The sequence below is a fragment of the Erwinia aphidicola genome, assembly GCF_014773485.1.
Classification (GTDB): domain Bacteria; phylum Pseudomonadota; class Gammaproteobacteria; order Enterobacterales; family Enterobacteriaceae; genus Erwinia; species Erwinia aphidicola.
Window position 1 is genome coordinate 108,074 of record NZ_JACXBP010000007.1, and the last position, 18,537, is coordinate 126,610.

General features: G+C 59.0%; 17 protein-coding genes. 7 read left to right on the forward strand and 10 right to left on the reverse strand.

Going from position 1 to position 18,537, the window contains the following annotated elements; all coding sequences use genetic code 11:
* Positions 1-24 precede the first annotated feature (24 nt).
* On the forward strand, positions 25-1,299 hold the full coding sequence (locus tag ID864_RS17295; protein ID WP_048916069.1) for a Glu/Leu/Phe/Val family dehydrogenase: 1,275 nt from the start codon (positions 25-27) through the stop codon (positions 1,297-1,299).
* Positions 1,300-1,380: 81 nt separating this feature from the next.
* Here the strand turns inward: ID864_RS17295 and ID864_RS17300 are convergent, their stop codons facing one another.
* The 3 genes from ID864_RS17300 to ID864_RS17310 form a co-directional block, all read right to left on the reverse strand.
* On the reverse strand, positions 1,381-1,806 hold the full coding sequence (locus ID864_RS17300) for a hypothetical protein (RefSeq protein WP_048916070.1): 426 nt from the start codon (positions 1,804-1,806) through the stop codon (positions 1,381-1,383).
* A 48-nt stretch (positions 1,807-1,854) separates the two neighbouring features.
* Positions 1,855-2,301, reverse strand: a complete 447-nt coding sequence (locus ID864_RS17305) for a DUF441 domain-containing protein (RefSeq protein ID WP_048916071.1) — start codon at positions 2,299-2,301, stop codon at positions 1,855-1,857.
* A 118-nt stretch (positions 2,302-2,419) separates the two neighbouring features.
* Positions 2,420-3,052: a hypothetical protein gene (locus ID864_RS17310; protein WP_187497820.1), complete on the reverse strand. Its 633-nt coding sequence runs from the start codon at positions 3,050-3,052 to the stop codon at positions 2,420-2,422.
* 253 nt (positions 3,053-3,305) lie between these two features.
* Between ID864_RS17310 and hpxO the strand changes: the two genes are divergently transcribed.
* The gene (gene hpxO, locus ID864_RS17315; RefSeq protein WP_048916073.1) at positions 3,306-4,463 is read left to right on the forward strand and encodes an FAD-dependent urate hydroxylase HpxO; all 1,158 of its coding nucleotides are present in this window, start codon (positions 3,306-3,308) and stop codon (positions 4,461-4,463) included.
* 57 nt (positions 4,464-4,520) lie between these two features.
* Here hpxO and dcp read toward each other — a convergent pair whose 3' ends face one another.
* The 5 genes from dcp to guaD form a co-directional block, all read right to left on the reverse strand.
* Positions 4,521-6,659, reverse strand: coding sequence for a peptidyl-dipeptidase Dcp (gene dcp / locus ID864_RS17320; protein WP_099754694.1), 2,139 nt, complete (start codon positions 6,657-6,659; stop codon positions 4,521-4,523).
* Between the two features lie 63 nt (positions 6,660-6,722).
* Positions 6,723-7,496: a xanthine dehydrogenase accessory protein XdhC gene (xdhC, locus tag ID864_RS17325; protein WP_191149452.1), complete on the reverse strand. Its 774-nt coding sequence runs from the start codon at positions 7,494-7,496 to the stop codon at positions 6,723-6,725.
* Positions 7,489-9,852 (reverse strand): xanthine dehydrogenase molybdopterin binding subunit, encoded by a 2,364-nt coding sequence (gene xdhB, locus ID864_RS17330; protein WP_187497862.1) that lies wholly within the window; start codon positions 9,850-9,852, stop codon positions 7,489-7,491. The genes xdhC and xdhB overlap by 8 nt, the downstream gene beginning before the upstream one ends.
* Positions 9,842-11,284, reverse strand: a complete 1,443-nt coding sequence (gene xdhA / locus ID864_RS17335) for a xanthine dehydrogenase small subunit (protein WP_191149453.1) — start codon at positions 11,282-11,284, stop codon at positions 9,842-9,844. Before xdhA ends, xdhB begins: the two co-directional genes overlap by 11 nt.
* Complete coding sequence (gene guaD, locus ID864_RS17340; protein WP_191149454.1) at positions 11,281-12,612, reverse strand: guanine deaminase; 1,332 nt, start codon at positions 12,610-12,612, stop codon at positions 11,281-11,283. Before guaD ends, xdhA begins: the two co-directional genes overlap by 4 nt.
* Positions 12,613-13,040: 428 nt before the next feature.
* Between guaD and ydfG the strand changes: the two genes are divergently transcribed.
* A complete protein-coding gene (ydfG, locus tag ID864_RS17345) occupies positions 13,041-13,787 on the forward strand; it encodes a bifunctional NADP-dependent 3-hydroxy acid dehydrogenase/3-hydroxypropionate dehydrogenase YdfG (protein ID WP_048916079.1) in 747 nt (248 codons plus the stop codon).
* Between the two features lie 19 nt (positions 13,788-13,806).
* Here the strand turns inward: ydfG and ID864_RS17350 are convergent, their stop codons facing one another.
* On the reverse strand, positions 13,807-14,133 hold the full coding sequence (locus tag ID864_RS17350; RefSeq protein ID WP_187499217.1) for a YnfA family protein: 327 nt from the start codon (positions 14,131-14,133) through the stop codon (positions 13,807-13,809).
* 128 nt (positions 14,134-14,261) lie between these two features.
* Between ID864_RS17350 and ID864_RS17355 the strand changes: the two genes are divergently transcribed.
* Both ID864_RS17355 and ID864_RS17360 read left to right on the forward strand, forming a co-directional pair.
* Complete coding sequence (locus ID864_RS17355) at positions 14,262-14,609, forward strand: DUF1283 family protein (RefSeq protein WP_099755163.1); 348 nt, start codon at positions 14,262-14,264, stop codon at positions 14,607-14,609.
* A 42-nt stretch (positions 14,610-14,651) separates the two neighbouring features.
* Positions 14,652-14,948, forward strand: a complete 297-nt coding sequence (locus tag ID864_RS17360; protein ID WP_048916082.1) for a DUF1161 domain-containing protein — start codon at positions 14,652-14,654, stop codon at positions 14,946-14,948.
* 154 nt (positions 14,949-15,102) lie between these two features.
* Here the strand turns inward: ID864_RS17360 and ID864_RS17365 are convergent, their stop codons facing one another.
* Positions 15,103-16,560 carry an MDR family MFS transporter gene (locus ID864_RS17365; protein ID WP_191149455.1) on the reverse strand — a complete coding sequence of 486 codons (1,458 nt, stop codon included), beginning with the start codon at positions 16,558-16,560 and terminating at the stop codon, positions 15,103-15,105.
* A 310-nt stretch (positions 16,561-16,870) separates the two neighbouring features.
* Here ID864_RS17365 and osmY point away from each other — a divergent pair, with 310 nt between their 5' ends.
* Together osmY and ID864_RS17375 are read left to right on the forward strand one after the other, a co-directional pair.
* On the forward strand, positions 16,871-17,587 hold the full coding sequence (gene osmY, locus ID864_RS17370) for an osmoprotectant ABC transporter permease OsmY (protein ID WP_062818665.1): 717 nt from the start codon (positions 16,871-16,873) through the stop codon (positions 17,585-17,587).
* 19 nt (positions 17,588-17,606) lie between these two features.
* Entirely contained in the window at positions 17,607-18,527 is a 921-nt protein-coding gene (locus ID864_RS17375; RefSeq protein WP_048918796.1) for a glycine betaine ABC transporter substrate-binding protein, read from the forward strand.
* Positions 18,528-18,537 lie beyond the last annotated feature (10 nt).

Genomic DNA, 18,537 nt, shown 5'->3' on the forward strand with positions numbered 1-18,537 from the left:
GCTCTACACATATGAAGGTTTGTTATGGAAAAGCTCTCTTACGTTTCTGAAGGCAGCAAGACGGCCTGGTCAACCTATCTGCAGCAGATCGATCGCGTCGCGCCGTATCTCGGCGACCTGTCGCGCTGGGTGGATACCCTGCGTCATCCGAAACGTGCACTGATTGTAGACATTCCGCTGCAAATGGACGACGGCAGCATCCGCCACTTCGAAGGCTTCCGCGTGCAGCACAACCTGTCGCGCGGCCCGGGTAAAGGCGGTATTCGTTACCATCCTAATGTGGATCTTAATGAAGTCATGGCGCTTTCTGCGTGGATGACGATCAAATGTGCGGCGGTTAACCTGCCGTATGGCGGCGCCAAGGGCGGGATCCGCGTTGACCCCTTTGCGCTGTCGGAAGGCGAGCTCGAGCGCCTGACGCGCCGCTACACCAGCGAAATTGGCCTGATCATCGGCCCGCAAAAAGATATTCCTGCGCCGGACGTTGGCACCAACGCTAAAGTGATGGCGTGGATGATGGACACCTATTCAATGAATCACGGCACCACCATCACGGGCGTTGTGACCGGTAAGCCTATCCACCTTGGTGGTTCACTGGGGCGCGAAAAAGCCACCGGGCGCGGCGTATTTATTACCGGCCGTGAAGTGGCACGCCGCAGCGGCATTGAAATTGAAGGTGCGCGAGTTGCCGTGCAGGGCTTTGGTAACGTCGGTAGCGAAGCAGCGCGCCTGTTTAACGATGCCGGGGCGCGCGTGGTAGCGATTCAGGACCACAGCGCCACGCTGTTCAACGCGGCAGGCATCGACCTGGTCGCGCTGAGTGAGTGGCAGGCAGCCAATAAAAAGATTGCCGGATTCAGCGGCGCAGACGTTATCAGCGATGAGGCATTCTGGGACGTAGAAATGGAGATTCTGATCCCTGCCGCGCTGGAAGGTCAGATCACCCGTCAGCGCGCGGAAAAACTGCACTGCCGCATCGTGCTGGAAGGCGCAAACGGCCCAACCTTCCCGGAAGCCGATGACGTGCTGGCCTCACGCGGTATTACCGTCGTGCCGGACGTCGTGTGTAACGCCGGGGGCGTAACCGTCAGCTACTTTGAGTGGGTGCAGGATATGGCCAGCTTCTTCTGGAGCGAGGACGAAATTAATGAGCGCATGGATAAGCTTATGACCGAAGCGATGGTCCACGTCTGGGATAAAGCGCGTGAGAAGACGTGCAGCCTGCGCACCGCCGCCTATATCGTGGCGTGCGAGCGCATCCTGATGGCACGTAAGGATCGCGGGATCTATCCGGGTTAAGAGCAATATAGCCCCTCAAAAACCGTATTGATGTAGGGTTGGCTCGAAGAATGGCAGGCTCCTTTAGGAACCTGCCTTTTTTTAGATCTTTTCCGCCCGGGCGTCCGCTTCGGCCTGCTGGTAACGCTGCTTAAATGCCTCGTTCTCTTCGACCAGGCGCAGCGCCGCCTCGATCAGTTCATTCTGCACCAGCGTATCGGCACCGTCGCTGGTGGCCCAGTGAATGTACATCACGCACAGTGCCGCAACTTGCAGCTGCTCGCCCTCTTCATTGCTGCCGTCAAACTGATATTCGGCCAGCGACCAGCGGTAAATTTCAGCGACAAATGGCATATCACCACTTTCATCCAGCGCGGGTAAGGTGGCGAACAGTTCCAGCATCTCCGGGGTGGCGACGTAGTTCTGGCGGCCAACGGCATCCAGCTGGCGTCCGTGGGCGCGGGCCTTATTGGCCTGTTTGGCTTTCAGTTTGGCGCGTTTGTTACGTTTATCCTGTTTGGTGCTCACGGCTTTTCTCTGTCAGTAAAAAATTGGGCGGCAGGATAACATATCTGGTCAGGATTTCCCGATCATCAGCGACACCAGCCCGGCGGCAATCAGCGGCCCGACCGGCACGCCGCGAAACAGCGAGACGCCGATAATGGTGCCGATCAGCAGCCCACCAACGACGGTAGGCTGGCTGCTCATCAGCTGCACGCCGCGCCCGCCAACCCATGAAACGAAAATGCCCACCGCGATTGCCAGCAGCGATTTCCAGTTCAGGAACGAGTGCATCAGCGTGGTGGATGGCAGCGAACCGCTGGCAATCGGCGCCATCACGCCAATGGTCAGGATAATGATCCCCACCGTGACGCCCTGCTTCTCAATCCACGGGAAGGTTTGCTGCAGCGGCGTCATGCGAATGGCAACCAGCACCAGCAGCGCAATGGTGACGGTGAGGTTGTGGCTGAAGTAGCTCAGGGCGGCAAGGAACAGCAGAATAGCGAGGGTCAAATCGAACATTTTTTACCTGATAACAGTTTCGCAACAAAGTGGTGAGCACAGCATAAAGAATTTTTTCAGCAACTCACCCTTTTTTTTCCGCCACGCCGCGGGCGTGACCCGCGCCCGCTTCAGGCAATCAGTGGCTGGCATCAATCGCGGCCTGAAGGCTGACCTGCGGGCCACTCAGCACCGCCAGCGTACTGTTAATAAAGCGCTCCGCCCCGCTCATCGACGCCTGCGCCAGCACGATACAGCCCAGGGTGCATTCCGGACGTTGCTGAATATAGTGCGCAATTTCCTGATGATAGCCGTCAATGTCGCCCTGATTGAACCAGGCCCACGCGCGCGGAATCAGTTCGATCACCAGCCGTTCACCGGGAATAAAGGCGCTAAATAGCTGGGTGGTGGAGGCCAGCGTCGAGCTGGCGGTACAGAGCACCAGTATCGTGCCGTGATAGCGCGAGGCGATTTTCGCCAGCGTGGCATCAATGCGCACCACCGGTTTGCTGAAGGCGACCTCGTATGCCGCCACCCCAAGCGTGGTGCAGGTGACAATCACCGCATCCGCCTGCTGACACAGCTCTTCAATGGCCTGGCGCGTGGCGGCTGCGATCTCCGGGGTGACATGCTGCTGCTCAATGGCTTGATCAAAAAGTTCACTCTCCACCCGGTGCAGCAGCTGGACGTCTTCATAGCCGAGCGCGCCGAGCGACTGCTCGAACACTTCTATATTGCTTCTGGCCGCGTGCAGGCAGGCAATGATGGTCATGGCCGCATCTCCTTTAACGTTGAAATGCTACTGTGGCAAATATCACAAAAAATGCCAGTAAAAAGGGCCTCTCTGAGAACGAATGTTTCACCCGATAAGCACCGCCGTGGTGCACTGCACCGTATTTGTTCGCCACCTCCCTGCAACCTTTGTTTCAACAACCGCATTGTTCGCCTGCTGGCGGCACTTTTTGTCTCATAAGAAACTGGTATGGAAATTGCTTTTATTTACTCATGACGCAAAGGAGAGACAGATGAAAGCAATTATCATAGGTGCCGGTATTGGCGGTATGTGTGCGGCGATTGCGCTGCGGCGCGGCGGCATTGAGTGCGAGGTGTTCGAGGCGGTGAAAGAGATCAAACCGGTAGGTGCGGCGATCTCAGTCTGGCCAAACGGAGTGAAATGCCTCAACTATCTGGGGATGAGAGAAGCCCTGCGCGCCATTGGCGGTCCGATGCAGATGATGGCCTACAAAGACGGGTACAGCGCGGAAACTCTGACCCGCTTCAGCCTTGACCCGCTGGTTAAGGATTCCGGCGAGCGCCCGTATCCGGTAGCGCGTGCCGAGCTTCAGGCGATGCTGTTGGATACCTGGGGGCGCGACTCTGTTCAGTTCGGCAAACGGGTGGTCAGCGTGGAAGAAAAAAGTGACGGTGTCACTGCTTACTTCGACGATGGTTCAGAAGCACACGGCGACCTGCTGATCGCCTGCGACGGCACCCACTCGGCGATCCGCCAGCACGTGCTGGGTTATGCCACCGAGCGCCGTTACGCGGGCTACGTAAACTGGAACGGCCTGGTGGAGATTGATGAATCACTGGCTCCGGGCGACCAGTGGACCACCTTTGTCGGTGAAGGCAAGCGCGTTTCGCTGATGCCGGTAGCGGGCAACCGCTTCTATTTCTTCTTCGACGTGCCGCTGCCAAAAGGGCTGGCGCAAGACCGCAGCACCCTGCGCAGCGATCTGAAGGGGTATTTCTCCGGCTGGGCCGCGCCGGTGCAGCAGCTGATTGAACGGCTGAACCCGGAAACCACTAACCGCGTGGAGATCCACGATATCGAACCTTTTGCGCAGCTGGTTAAAGGCCGGGTAGCGCTGCTGGGCGATGCGGCACACAGCACCACGCCGGATATCGGCCAGGGCGGCTGTGCGGCGATGGAGGATGCGGTGGTGCTGGCGATGATGCTGCACAGCAATTCGCTGGGCATTGAAGATGCGCTGCTGCGCTATCAGGACAAGCGCGCCGGGCGGGTAAAGGATCTGGTGCTGAAGGCGCGTAAGCGCTGTGATGTTACCCACGCCAAAGAGCCAGCGGTGACCGCAGAGTGGTACGCGGGGCTGCGCGAGGAGACTGGCGAGCGCATCCTGAACGGCATGTGCGAAACCATCCAGGGCGGTCCGCTGGCCTAGCCCGCGATTTGCCCCTGTAAGCAGGGCCGATCGAAACAGAAGATCGGCCCCTGGGCGTTATTCTTGCAAACCCCGGTTGCGCAGCATCGGTTCGATCTCCGGGTCACGCCCGCGCCAGTCGTGGTAGAGCTGCTTCAGATCTTCGCTGTTGCCGCGTGACAGCACTTTGTCACGGAAGCGCTGACCATTTTCCCGCGTCAGGCCGCCGTGCTCTTCAAACCACGCAAAGCCATCATCCGCCAGCATTTCGGTCCACAGATAGGCGTAATAACCGGCGGCGTAGCCGTTACCCCAGATATGCTGGAAGTAGCTGGAGCGATAGCGCGGCGGCACGGCGGCCAGGTTGATTTTCTCCTCGCTCAGCGCGTGCTGTTCAAACTCATCGGTTTTCTGCACTGGCTGGTCGGCATGCAGCCCGTGCCAGTGCTGATCGAGCAGCGCGGCGGCCAGCAGCTCGCTCATGTCATAGCCTTTGTTGAAGGTGCTGGCACGCAGCATCTTATCGCGCAGCGCCGCTGGCATCGGCTCCCCGCTCTGGTAGTGGCGGGCGAAGTGGCTGAACACCTGCTGGTTGCTGGCCCAGTGCTCGTTAAACTGCGACGGGAACTCAACAAAATCACGCGGCGTCTCGGTGCCGGACAGGCTGGCGTAGCGCTGGTCGGCGAACATGCCGTGCAGCGCATGACCAAACTCGTGGAACATCGTAATCACATCATCCCACGACAGCAGCGCAGGCTGGCCGGGCGACGGCTTGCTGAAGTTCGCCACGTTGTAAATCACCGGCTTACTGCCCAGCAGCGTCGACTGCTCGACAAAGTTGCCCATCCACGCGCCGCCGCCTTTGTTATCACGCTTGAACCAGTCGGCGTAAAACAGCGCCAGCGGCGTGCCGTCTTTATCCAGCACTTCATACACTTTGACATCCGGGTGATAGACCGGCAGATCGGGGCGTGGCTTAAAGGTAATGCCGTACAGCTGAGTCGCGGCATAGAACACGCCGTTCTCCAGCACGTTGTTCAGTTCGAAGTAAGGTTTGATCTGCGCCTCGTCGAGGTCATATTTGGCGCGGCGCACCTGCTCGGCGTAGAACAGCCAGTCCCACGGCGCCAGGGTAAAACCGCCCTGCTGCTGGTCGATGACCGCCTGGATATCTGCCGCTTCACGCCCGGCGCGCGCGGTGGCTGCCGGGACAATCTGGCGCATAAAATCGAGCGCGGCCTGCGGGGTTTTCGCCATCTGATCCTGCAGCTTCCAGGCGGCGTAGCTGTCGAAGCCCAGCAGTTTGGCCTGCTGCGCCCGCACCTGCGCCAGCCGGGCAATCAGCTCGCGCGTGTCGTTGGCGTCACCTTTTTCGGCGCGCGTCCAGCTGGCCTGATACAGTTTTTCACGCGTCGCGCGCGCGCTCAGGGTTTGCAGGTCCGGCTGCTGGGTGGTGTTTTGCAGGGTCAGGAGCCACTGGTTGCTCAGCCCGCGCGCCTGGGCCGCATCGGCCGCTGCGGCAATTTCTCCGGCGCTCAGTCCGGCCAGCGGCTGCTCGCTGCTGAACAGGACGCCGCCCGCTTTGGTGGCGGCCAGCAGGCGGTTGGTGAAGCGGGTGCTGAGCGTGGCAGACTCCTGATTCAGCGCTTTGAGCTGAGTTTTATCCGCGTCGGAAAGCTGCGCTCCGGCCAGTTCAAACGCCTGCCAGGTGACCTCTGTCAGCCGCAGCGACTCCGCATCCAGCTTCAGCTGCTGGCGCTGCTGATACACCGCGTCCAGCCTGGCGAACAGCTTGCCGTTGAGGTGAATATCGTCGTCGAGCGCCGCCAGTTTTGGCGACATCTCCTCATCCAGCGCCTGCAGTTCATCACTGGTATTGCCGGAGGTCATCGCGCTGAAAACGTTATACACGCGTGCCAGGCTCTGACCGCTCTGCTCCAGCGCCAGGTATGTATTTTCAAAGGTCGGTGCGGCCGGGTTGTCGGCGATGCGGGCGATTTCGGCGCGCTTTTCCGCTATCGCCGCTTCCAGTGCCGGGCGATAGTCGGCACTGTGGATCTTGTCGAAGGGCGGTGCCTGGAACGGCAATGTACTGGCCTTGCTGAACGGGTTATCTTGCTGTCTCTGCATCTGCTGATGTTCCTTTTGCGATTCTGCCGCCTGCACGCTGGCGGTGACTGCCATACTGATGGCCCAGACTAACGGTGCAATCCTCATAACTTTACCCTCATCCCTGTTGACGAATCACCAGCTTAGGCGCAGATGCGCCGGGTTGCAAAGTCATTGCTGGCGCTGATAACAGGCGATGATCTCCCCCGCCACCGCCACGGCAATCTCGGCGGGCAGCTTGCCTTTCACGTCCGGTAGCCCTATCGGGCAGCGCATCCCAGCCAGCTGCTCGCGGCTGAAGCCTTTGCCCTCCAGCCGGTAATCAAAGCGCTGGCGCTTGGTTTCAGAGCCAATCACACCAAAATAGCGCGCATCGCCGCGCCGCAGGATCGCTTCACACAGCTGTAAATCGCGCGGGTGATGGTGGGTCATCACCACGTAATAGCTGTTGGCGGGCATCAGCTTGACCTGATCGAGGGGGTCTTCCAGACAGCACGTCGTCACCCCTGGCGGCACCGCCGTGAACTGCTGAGGCCGTTCATCAACCCAAAATACGTGACAGGGTAACGTTGACAGCAGGTTCACCAGCGCCTGACCGACGTGCCCGGCGCCAAACACGGCGATCTGCGGCTGCGGCTGTACCAGCGGCTCGAAAAGAATACTGGTGACGCCGCCGCAGCACTGCCCGAGGCGTGCACCAAGGTTGAATTGCTCATGCCGCGCCTGCACACCCGGGGTTTGCAGCATCTCGCGGGCAATAGCAATGGCCTGAAACTCCAGATGGCCGCCGCCAATGGTCAGCCAGGAGTTATGCTGGCTGACGATCATCTTGCTGCCGCGATCGCGCGGCACTGAGCCTTTATCATCGAGCACCGTCAGCAGCACGCAGGCCTCAGCGCGCGCGCGCAGATTCGCCAGAATAGTGATCCAGTCATCGCTACGCATTATCCCCTCCCGCACGCATTTTTTCCGCCCCCCAGAACACTCGCTCCGGGGTAGCCGGGGCATCCAGCAGCGGATGCTGGCGATAGCCGCCTACGCTGGCAACCGCGTCCTGCAGCGCGCACCACACCGCAATACCCAGCATAAACGGCGGCTCGCCGACCGCTTTGGAATGGAACACGGTCTCTTTTGGATTTTTGCGATTTTCGACCAGCGTCACGCGCAGGTCGTGCGGCACATCGCCAATCGCCGGGATTTTGTAACTGGCCGGGCCATCGGTCATCAGCCGCCCTTCGGCATTCCACACCAGTTCCTCGGTGGTCAGCCAGCCCATGCCCTGCACAAAACCGCCTTCAACCTGGCCGATATCAATCGCCGGGTTAAGCGAAGCGCCCACATCGTGCAGGATATCGGCACGCAGCAGGCGGTATTCGCCGGTCAGGGTATCCACCATCACTTCCGCGCAGGCCGCGCCGTAAGCGTAGTAATAGAATGGTTGCCCGCGTCCCGCCAGGCGATCGTAGTGGATGCCCGGCACGCGGTAATAGCCGGCGGCGGAGAGCGGCACCTGATTGAGCCACGCCTGCTGCGCCACTTCGGCGAAGGTAAAATGCTTGTCGCCAACTTTGACGATGCCGTTGCTGAAGCGCACCTGCTCCTCAGAGCAGTGATGTACTTTGCACAGCATGGCGATCAGCCGGTCGCGCAGGATCTCCGCCGCATTCTGCGCCGCCTTACCGTTGAGATCGGTGCCGCTGGAGGCCGCCGTCGGTGAAGTATTGGGTACTTTGCCGGTATCGGTCGCAGTGATCTGGATGCGATCGACGTCGATCTGCAGCACTTCAGCGACGATCTGCGCCACTTTGGTGTTTAGCCCCTGGCCCATCTCGGTGCCGCCGTGATTCAGCTGGACCGTGCCGTCGGTGTAGATCAGGATCAGCGCCCCGGCCTGGTTCAGGAAGCTGGAGGTAAACGAGATGCCGAACTTAACCGGCGTCAGCGCCAGGCCGCGCTTCATTACGCTGTTAGCGGCATTAAACGCCGAGATTTCGGCACGGCGGGCGGCGTAGCCTGCACTCTCTTCCAGCTGGGCGGTCATCTCCTCCAGCAGGTTATCTTCCACCGTCTGATAATAGTGGGTGACGTTGCGCGTCTCTTTGCCGTAGTAGTTACGCTTGCGCACTTCCAGCGGGTCGAGGCCCAGCTCGCGGGCGATATGGTCCATAATCTGCTCAATGGCGACCATGCCCTGCGGCCCGCCAAAGCCGCGATAGGCGGTATTGGACGCGGTATTGGTGCGACAGCGATAGCCGGTAATCAGAGCATCGCCAAGGTAATAGGCATTGTCAGCGTGGAACATCGCACGATCGACGATAGAACCCGAGAGATCGAGCGAATAGCCGCAGTTGCCCGCCAGATCAATTTTTACCCCGCAGAAGCGCCCTTCATCATCCACCCCGACGTCATAGCGCACAAAGAACGGATGGCGTTTGCCGGTGGTGCGCATATCGTCGCGGCGCGACAGGCGCATTTTTACCGGCCTGCCGCTTTTACCTGCCGCTACCGCGCACAGGCAGGCAACGCCCGCGGCCTGCGTCTCTTTACCGCCGAAGCCGCCGCCCATACGGCGCATGTCGATGGTCACTTTATTCATCGTCACGCCCATTACCGAGGCCACCAGCTTCTGCACTTCGGTCGGGTTCTGGGTTGATGAGTAAACCTGCAGCGCACGATCTTCGCCGGGCACCACCAGCGCCACCTGAGTTTCCAGATAGAAGTGCTCCTGACCGCCGATGTGAAATTCGCCCTGCAGGCGGTGGGCCGCACGCGCCAGCGCCGCTTGCGCATCGCCGCGCTGGTGGATGTGCGGCTGCTGGACAAAGCTTTGCTGCTCCAGCGCCTGCTTCACGTCCAGCAGCGGGGTGAGCGGCTGGTACTCTATTTTTGCCAGCATCGCCGCCTGACGCGCCGCCTGCTCGCTTTCGGCCGCCACCACCAGCACCATCTGCCCGGCATACTCCACCACGTCCTGCGCCAGCAGCGGGTCGCCAGGCTCCAGCGGCCCGATATCCACATCACCCGGCACGTCGCGCCAGGTCAGCACGCTCACTACCCCGGGCACCGCGTAGCAGGCTGCGACATCAATGCTGATAATGCGCGCATGGGCATGTTCGCTGAGGCGTGGGCAGAGATGCAGCATCCCAGGCAGCTCGAGGCGATCGTCAATATATTGCGCTGCGCCGCTAACGTGCAGCGCCGCGCTCTCATGCTTGTTGCTCTTGCCAACGCCGTTCTGAATGCCCTGCTTAAACTGGTGGGCAATCACCTCTTCACTGACCTGCGGGCGATTATGAGACATAGCGGGCAACCTCCGTAATGGTCAGTTCACCGTTGAGATCGGCGTAGTAGCGGCGCAGCAGATTTTTCGCCAGCTGCAGGCGATAAGCCGCGCTGGCGCGGAAGTCGCTCAGCGGCTGGAACTCCTGCTCCAGGGCTTTGCAGGCTTGTTCGATGGCGCAGAGCGTCAGCGGCTGGCCAAGCAGCAGCTGTTCACAGCGCAAAGCGCGCTGCGGGATCGCCGCCATGCCGCCAAAGGCAATGCGCACGTGCGACACGCAGTTTTGCGCATCGGTTTGCAGCGTGAAAGCGGCAAATACGGCGGAGATATCATCCTCCAGCCGTTTGGAGACCTTCCAGGCGCGGAAATTTCGTCCTGTCGCCGTTTTGGCTATCACGATAGCGCGGATAAACTCGCCAGCGCGCAGCGCGGTTTTACGGTAGCCGAGGAAGAACTCACTGATTGCCAGGCGGCGCACTTCATCACCGCGCTGCAGCAGCAGCTCCGCGTCCAGCGCCAGCAGCATCGGCGGCGTATCGCCAATCGGCGAAGCGTTAGCGATGTTGCCGCCCAGCGTGCCCTGATGGCGGATCTGCAGTGAGGCAAAGCGCTCCAGCAGCTGGCTGAACGCCGGGATTTCCGCGCTCAGTAGCTGCCAGCAGTGATGTAAAGAGGCCCCGGCCCCCAGCACAATCTCCTCGCTGCCAATTTCACACTGTTTCAGTTCATCGACGTGGCCGAGAGCAATCATCAGCGGTAGCGCCTGATGCTGCTGCGTCACCTGCAACGCCAGGTCGGTGCCGCCCGCCAGCAGCCGCGCCTGCGGATTGGCCAACAGCGCCGCGCTGAGCTGACCGAGAGTTTTTGGCAGCAGGCAATGGTTGCCCTGCCGCGCGATCTCCTGCATCTCGCTGTTTTGCAGCGCCAGCAGACGTTCTACCGTCGCGGCTTCCTGCTGCTGAAAACTGTCGCTGACCGGCGTGGCACAGGCCTGCTGCGCCGCCGCAACAATTGGCCGATAGCCGGTACAGCGGCACAGGTTGCCCGCCAGCGCCTGCTCAATCTGCTGATGGTTTGCGCTGCCCTGCTTTTGCAGCGTGAACAGCGACATCACAAAGCCCGGCGTACAGAAGCCGCACTGCGACGCGTGGCAGTCAACCATCGCCTGCTGCACCGGGTGTAACCCCTCCGGCTGGCGCAGATCTTCAACGCTAATCAGCTGTTTGCCCTGCAGGCTGCTGACAAACGTCAGGCAGCTGTTGACCGTTTCATAGTGCATTTTCCCGTTTTCTACGCGGCCAAGCGTGACGGTGCAGGCGCCGCAATCGCCGGAGGCGCAGCCCTCTTTCGTGCCGCAGCGCCGCTGGTTCTGGCGCAGATAGTTGAGCACCGTCAGATTCGGGTCGATCTCCTGCTCGCTTACCAGGCGCTGATTGAGTAAGAACTGGATCATGCTGCACGCTCCATTTTATCGCTCTGCCAGACGCAGCGCCCGTTGACCCAGGTGGCGGCGATATTGCGGTCGTCACCCAGCGTCATCAGCACGAACAGTTTTTCCCAGATATCGCGGCTGTTGGCGTGGCGCATCTGCTGCAGCGGGGAAACAGCCGGATCGAGCACCACAAAATCGGCCTCTTTGCCCGGCATGAAATTGCCAATCTTCTGGTCGAGATCCAGCGCTTTCGCGCCGCCCAGCGTGGCGTGGTAAAAAGCTTCACAGGCTGAGAGCCTGTAGCGCTGCAGCTGGCCAACCTTGTAAGCCTCGCCCAGCGTTTGCAGCATATTAAAGGTGGTGCCCGCGCCGACGTCGGTGCCAATACCCATCTTTACCCCTTTATGCCAGCAGGTTTGCAGATTAAACAGCCCGCTGCCGAGGAACAGATTAGAGGTCGGGCAGAATGCCACCGCGGAATCCGTGGCGTGCAGGCAGTCCCACTCGCCATCGTCAAGATGCAGGCAGTGGGCAAACAGGCTGCGCTTGCCGGTTAGCTGGTACTGGTGATAAACGTCAAGATAGCCGTTGTGATGCGGGAACAGCGCCTTCACCCATTCGACCTCCTGCGGGTTCTCGCTCAGGTGAGTATGCAGCCAAATATCCGGATATTCGGCGCGCAGCTGCTGTACCTTGCTCAGTAACTGCGGGGAGGAGGTCGGGGCAAAGCGCGGGGTCAGCGCGTAGCTCAGGCGGCCGTGATTGTGCCAGCGTTCGATCAGCGCTTTGGTCTGCTGGTAGCTCTGCTGCGGGGTTTCGGTCAGGCTCTCCGGCGCGTTGCGGTCCATCATCACCTTGCCGGCAATCAGCCGCATCTCCAGCGCCGCAGCCGCGGTAAACAGTGCATCGACCGATTCAGGATGCACGGTGCCAAATACCAGCGCGGTGGTGGTGCCGTTGCTCAGCAGCTGCTGGAGAAAAAATGCCGACATGCGCGCCGAGTGCTGCGGGCAGTGATATTGGCTTTCCACCGGGAAGGTGTACTGATTGAGCCACTCCAGCAGCTGCTCACCAAACGCGCCGATCATTTCGGTTTGCGGGTAGTGAATATGGGTGTCGACAAAGCCAGGCACGATCAGGCGGCCGCGATAGTCGAGTGCCCCATTCCCCGGCTGCAGCAGGTGCTGCCCCTGCTGCCACTCATACAGGCCGACGATTTCGCCCGCGTTCAGCAGCAGCAGTCCATCTTCAATATGGCGTGCGGCGTCTGGCAGCTGCTGAGGGTTTTCCACCGTGCGGGTGATATCAAAAAAGCTGGCGCGTATCGCCTGGGTATAGGTCACTGACATAACATTTCCTTTATTGAGGCGGCCTCACCCTGTTCAGTATTTACCAGCAGTGAGGTTTTTACCCGTAATCAAATAACTTTCTTATCAGTGTAGTTTTGCAATTGTTGTGCCAGCCGGGAAAAATAAATTCCCCTTAAATTACAGGCAGTTAAAATTATCCTTAATAAACTCTGTTATTCAGGCTTAATAAACGATTGCGCAATCGGTTGCTAATAATGCAACCGATTGCTAATGGGCAACAGTGCGCTTAATGATTGGGATGACATTTTATTTGGCCGGGCCTGCGCCCTTTTTTGGCGCATTTCTGCCTTGAGGTGCACCAGCAGTGTGCAGCTTTTGGTATTAACCCATAACAAAACGCTCCTTTATCGGCGGCGCGGCATAATGTTAAGGTAAGAAAAATCCAAAATGTGTTGAGGAACAGTGAGATGATCGTATTTGTTACCGGTGCGACCGCCGGTTTTGGTCAGAGTATTACCCGCCGCTTTGTCGCTCAGGGACATAAAGTCATTGCCACCGGCCGCCGCCAGGAGCGCCTGGATGCGTTACAGCAGGAGCTGGGCGACAGCGTCTATACGCTGGTTCTCGACGTGCGCGACCGCGCCGGCATTGACGCGGCGGTGAATAGCCTGCCGGCGGAATGGCGCAACATTGACGTGCTGGTGAATAATGCCGGCCTGGCGCTGGGCATTGAACCGGCACAGCGTGCCAGCCTGGAAGACTGGGAAGATATGATCGACACCAATAACAAGGGCCTGGTGTATATGACGCGCGCCATTCTGCCCGCCATGGTGGAGCGCAACGTCGGCCATATCATTAATATCGGTTCGATTGCCGGCAGCTGGCCGTACCCGGGCGGTAACGTCTACGGCGCGACCAAAGCGTTTGTACGTCAGTTCAGCTTTAACCTGCGTACCGACCTGCACGGCACCGCGCTGCGCGTTACCGATATCGAACCGGGCCTGGTCGGCGGCACCGAGTTCTCCAATGTGCGCTTTAAGGGCGATGATGCCAAAGCGGGTAGCGTGTATGACGGCACCGAACCGTTGACGCCGGAAGATGTGACCGAAGCGGTCTGGTGGGTGGCTACCCTGCCGAAACACGTCAATATCAACGCGCTGGAGATGATGCCAGTCGGCCAAAGTCAGGCTGGCCTGCGCGTGCACAAAGGGTAATTAACCTGCGGCGGGCGACTCAGGCCCGCCCCCATCCGGCAACGATAATCAACACTCCGCAGAACGCCACCAGCGCCCCAACCCAGTCGAAAGTGCTAAGCCGAACACCCTCAATAAAGCGCAACCACAGCAGCGCCGTGACCACATACACGCCCCCATAGGCGGCGTAGACGCGCCCACTGGCGGCCGGGTGCAGCGTCAACAGCCAGACAAACAGCATCAGGCTGACTGCTGCCGGCAGCAGCAGCCATGGCGAACCGTTCTTTTTCAGCCACAGATACGGCAGGAAACAGCCGACGATTTCGGCCAGTGCGGTGGCAAAGAAAAGTAAAATGGTGGTCAGCAAAGGTAAATTCTCACTCAAAGTTCAACGGCGCAACCGCGTGACTGGTCGCTGCCTGAAAGCTGGTGATATACTAACAAACATCGTCCGCGCAGTCGCGACAGCGGGCTGCCCACTGAAAGGAAACTATGATGAAAACAGTACAACACCGTCTGAAGCAGGCGACACTGCCGCTATTAATGCTGGCAGCCCTGTTCTCCGTCCAGCACAGCGCGCAGGCACGCACCGACCGCCTGGTGATTGAGGATGGCGATAACTCACTGACTAAAGAAGAAGCGCGCCAGCAGAAAGAGCAGTGGGATGACACCCGCAATCTGCGCCATAAGGTTAATTCCCGCACCGAGAAAGAGTTCGACCGCGTTGACCGCGCTTTTGATACCAGCGAAGCCTGTGAAAAAAGCCTCAATCTGAATGCCTACTGGGAGCCGAAAACCCTGCGCTGCCTCGACCGTCGCACCGGTCGTCCGGTCACGCCTTAACCACTCCGGCACTGTTATTACTGCTAATTTAAGGATGATAAGATGAAGAGTTTCAAGTGGATATTAACCGCCCTCGTCGTTGCCACTCCTCTGGCCGTTCAGGCATCTTGCGAAACGGTCAAGGCCGATATTAACCAGAAAATCATCAACAACGGGGTTCCGGCCTCCGGCTTTACGCTGGATATCGTGCCGAATGACCAGGCCGATCAGGCGGGTGGTCAGGTCGTAGGTCATTGCGAAAACGACACGCAGAAGATTGTTTACAAGCGCAGTGGCAATAACGATGACAGCAGCGTCCCTACTGCTGCCGGTACCTCGCAGGATACTTCCGCGCAGTAACATTCCGCTGGCCAGGCATGCCTGGCCCCTACCAAACGTTATAATATTTACCCCATCTGCAGGGTCAGGCATGCCTGGCCCGCCTCAACAATTATAAAGTTATAATATATTCGTCATTTGTAGGGGTCAGGCATGCCTGACCCGCCTCAAAAAATTAATGCGGTTTCAGCGCCGGGATCATCCGTGACACCAGCAGGCTCATCACCGCCACCCCCAGCGATACTGCAAATACCCAATGCAGCGACAGCGCGATTTCACTCAGCATATGCTGCAGGCTGTCCGCCTCGATCGCCGCGCGCTGGCTATGGGACATCACCTGCTGTACCGGGTCGTTGCTATGCGGCAGGCGCAGCAGCAGATTATAATTCAGCACCGCTCCCATCACCGCCGTTCCCAGCGCCGAGCCGAGCATGCGGCTAAACATGATTGACGCGGTACAGATGCCGCGAATGGCGAAGTCGGCGGTATTTTGCACCGCAATCAGGAAGGTGGTGCTGGTCATGCCCATCCCGGTGCCAATCACAAAGGCGAAAAAGCCGGCGTGCCACACCGGGCTTTCACGATGCAGGGTGAGCAGCAGCGCGGTGCCGGCAATTAACAGCAGCGAGCCGAGCAGCGCGGTAAAGCGGTACGAGGTGCGCTGCATCAGGCGCCCGCTCAGCGTACTGGCAAGCGGCCAGCCGATTGACATCATCGCCAGCGCACTGCCCGCCTGCAGCGGCGTGCCGCCGTTAACCCCCTGGATCCAGGTGGGCAGAAAGGCGCTGATGCCCATCATCGCCGCACCGATCAGCAGATTTCCGGCATTACCTGCCAGCAGCGTGCGGCTACGCCAGATGGCCATCGGGAACAGCGGTTGGTTGGCGTTACGCTCGTGGTGCAGCAAGGCGTAGCCGGCGATGCATGCCACAATGACCAGCCCGGCGACCAATGGCAGCCCCAGTGATTCCGCCTGCAGTAACGCCACCAGCAGCGCGCTGACCGTCAGCATCAGCAAGGCGCTGCCCGTCAGGTTCAGGCGGTGCGGACTTTTCTCCTTCGATTCCGGGAAGAAGCGCGCCAGCAGCAGCATCGAAATAATGCCGATCGGCACATTGACCCAGAAAATCAGCGCCCAGTTAAAGTGCTGCACCAGCCACGCCCCGGTTAACGGACCAACGATCGCCGCCACGCCCCAGACGCTGGACAGCCAGCCCTGGATCCCCGCCCGCTCTTTCGGCGGATAGACATCGGCAATAATCGTGGAGGTGAGCGGCATAATGGCCCCGGCCCCCAGCCCCTGTAGTGCGCGGAACAGGATCAGCCAGCCCATATTGGTGGCGAAGCCGCACAGCACCGAACCGCATAAAAACAGGCCTGTACCAATAAAGAACATGCGCTTTCTGCCCCATAAATCTGCCAGCCGCCCGTAAATCGGCACGCTGACTGCCTGGGTGAGCAGATAGATAGAGAACACCCAGCCAAACTGTGAGAAACCTCCCAGCTCGGCGATAATCGTGGGCATAGCTGTAGCAACAATGGTGACCTCGATCGCCGCCATAAACATCGCCAGCATCGAGGCGATCAGGATCCAGTGGCGCTGCGCCACTGGATTAGCAATATTTTCCGACATAGTTTCCCCGTCCTTCGTTCATCCCTTTAGTGTGGAGCATTTTAGAGCAAACAGTTTCCGAAATGTGCTTATCTGTATAAGTGACATTGTCACCTGTTGACGATAAATTTTTTTCATTGATGGCTTTTCCAGCGCTGGCAAAGGCTTAAGCGTGTTTAGCTTAAAACTATCCCCCTGATTTTCGGCCTAAAATTTGGCACTTCTCCCGCTTCGCTGCTATAGATTTTTAGGCGAACTTACCGGGTAAAACGCTAGTAACACATTTAATCATCACTTTTAGTGCTTATCTGCATCCAGGGAGAACCATGATATGCAAAATTCCACGCTGTTGCAGCGTGCCTTACTGGCGGTGCTGTTTATCGCCGCTATCGTTGGCCTGCTGGTCTGGGGGCTTGGCGTAGAGACTATTCAGGCTCGCCGCGTTGATCTGATTTACCTCGGTCAGCAACATATGAAGCTGGTGTTCTGGTCACTGCTGTTTGCGCTGCTGATTGGTATTCCGAGCGGCATTCTTCTTAGCCGCCCTTTTGCCCGCCGCTGGGCGGAATACGTGATGCAGATCTTTAACGTCGGCAATACCCTGCCGCCGCTGGCGGTACTGGCGCTGGCGATGGTGGTGATCGGCATTGGCGATCGCCCGGCGATTATCGCACTGTTTCTGGCGTCGCTGCTGCCGATTGTGCGCAACACCTACGCCGGCCTGTGCTCGGTGCCCGCTTCACTGCTGGAGGCCGCTGACGGCATTGGCATGACGAAAGGCCAGCGCCTGTACCAGGTTGAGCTGCCCAATGCGTGGCCGGTGATGCTGTCCGGCATTCGCGTGGCGACGGCAATTAACGTCGGCACCGCCCCGCTGGCGTTTCTGATTGGTGCCAGCAGCTACGGCGAGCTGATTTTCCCGGGGATTTACCTGAATGATTTCCCTACGCTGATCCTTGGCGCTGCCGCCACGGCACTGTTTGCGTTGATCCTGGATATGCTGCTGGCCGGTCTTGGCCGCCTGCTCAGCCCGCATACTGCGGCATAACAATAATAAGGAGCTGATAATGGCTGATTTCCTGTTTACCCGCTGGCTGCGCCACGGCGCACTGGCGCTGACCGCCTCGCTGGCGCTGAGCGGCGCGGCTGCGGCGGCACCGCTGGTGATGACCACTAAGAGCTTTACCGAACAGCATATTCTGTCGGCGCTGACCACCCAGTACCTGCGCAAGCAGGGCTTTGAAGTGGAACCCAAAACCAACATTGCCACCACCATCGCCCGTAACGCAATGATCAACAAGCAGGTCGATATGACCTGGGAATATACCGGTACCTCGCTGATTATTTTTAACCATATTTCAAAACCTATGCCGCCTGATGAAGCGTATCAGACGGTGAAAAAGCTGGACGCCAGGCTGGGTCTGGTGTGGCTCAACCCCGCGCCGATGAACAACACCTACGCCTTCGCCATGAAGCGCGAACGCGCCGACGCCGAGCATATTGATACGATGTCACAAATGGTGGCAAAGCTGGAGCAGGTGCGCAAAAACGACCCCGACCATAACTGGATGCTGGGCCTTGATCTTGAGTTTGCCGGGCGCTCCGATGGCCTGAAGCCGTTACAGAAAGCCTACAGCATGGAGCTGGACCGCCCGCAGATCCGCCAGATGGACCCGGGGCTGGTTTACAACGCCATTCGTGATGGCTTTGTTGATGCCGGTCTGGTGTACACCACTGACGGGCGCGTAAAAGGCTTCGATTTGAAAGTGCTGAAGGATGATAAAGGCTTCTTCCCAAGCTATGCGGTAACGCCGGTGGTGACCGAGCAGGCGCTGAAAGATCATCCGGGGCTGGATACGGCGTTGAATAAGCTGTCGCCGCTGATCACCGATGAGGCAATAACCGAAATGAATAAACGCGTGGATATTGACCATCAATCGCCGCAGCAGGTGGCCCGCGATTTCCTGAAATCTCACGGCATGCTCTGAGGAGACAGTT

Bases quoted from the DNA above. Each gene is read 5' to 3' on its own strand.
- ID864_RS17295 (WP_048916069.1), top strand. From the start codon at position 25: ATGGAAAAGCTCTCTTACGTTTCTGAAGGCAGCAAGACGGCCTGGTCA.
- ID864_RS17305 (WP_048916071.1), bottom strand. From the start codon at position 2,301: ATGTTCGATTTGACCCTCGCTATTCTGCTGTTCCTTGCCGCCCTGAGC.
- ID864_RS17310 (WP_187497820.1), bottom strand. From the start codon at position 3,052: ATGACCATCATTGCCTGCCTGCACGCGGCCAGAAGCAATATAGAAGTG.
- hpxO (WP_048916073.1), top strand. From the start codon at position 3,306: ATGAAAGCAATTATCATAGGTGCCGGTATTGGCGGTATGTGTGCGGCG.
- dcp (WP_099754694.1), bottom strand. From the start codon at position 6,659: ATGAGGATTGCACCGTTAGTCTGGGCCATCAGTATGGCAGTCACCGCC.
- xdhC (WP_191149452.1), bottom strand. From the start codon at position 7,496: ATGCGTAGCGATGACTGGATCACTATTCTGGCGAATCTGCGCGCGCGC.
- xdhB (WP_187497862.1), bottom strand. From the start codon at position 9,852: ATGTCTCATAATCGCCCGCAGGTCAGTGAAGAGGTGATTGCCCACCAG.
- xdhA (WP_191149453.1), bottom strand. From the start codon at position 11,284: ATGATCCAGTTCTTACTCAATCAGCGCCTGGTAAGCGAGCAGGAGATC.
- guaD (WP_191149454.1), bottom strand. From the start codon at position 12,612: ATGTCAGTGACCTATACCCAGGCGATACGCGCCAGCTTTTTTGATATC.
- ydfG (WP_048916079.1), top strand. From the start codon at position 13,041: ATGATCGTATTTGTTACCGGTGCGACCGCCGGTTTTGGTCAGAGTATT.
- ID864_RS17355 (WP_099755163.1), top strand. From the start codon at position 14,262: ATGAAAACAGTACAACACCGTCTGAAGCAGGCGACACTGCCGCTATTA.
- ID864_RS17360 (WP_048916082.1), top strand. From the start codon at position 14,652: ATGAAGAGTTTCAAGTGGATATTAACCGCCCTCGTCGTTGCCACTCCT.
- ID864_RS17365 (WP_191149455.1), bottom strand. From the start codon at position 16,560: ATGTCGGAAAATATTGCTAATCCAGTGGCGCAGCGCCACTGGATCCTG.
- osmY (WP_062818665.1), top strand. From the start codon at position 16,871: ATGCAAAATTCCACGCTGTTGCAGCGTGCCTTACTGGCGGTGCTGTTT.
- ID864_RS17375 (WP_048918796.1), top strand. From the start codon at position 17,607: ATGGCTGATTTCCTGTTTACCCGCTGGCTGCGCCACGGCGCACTGGCG.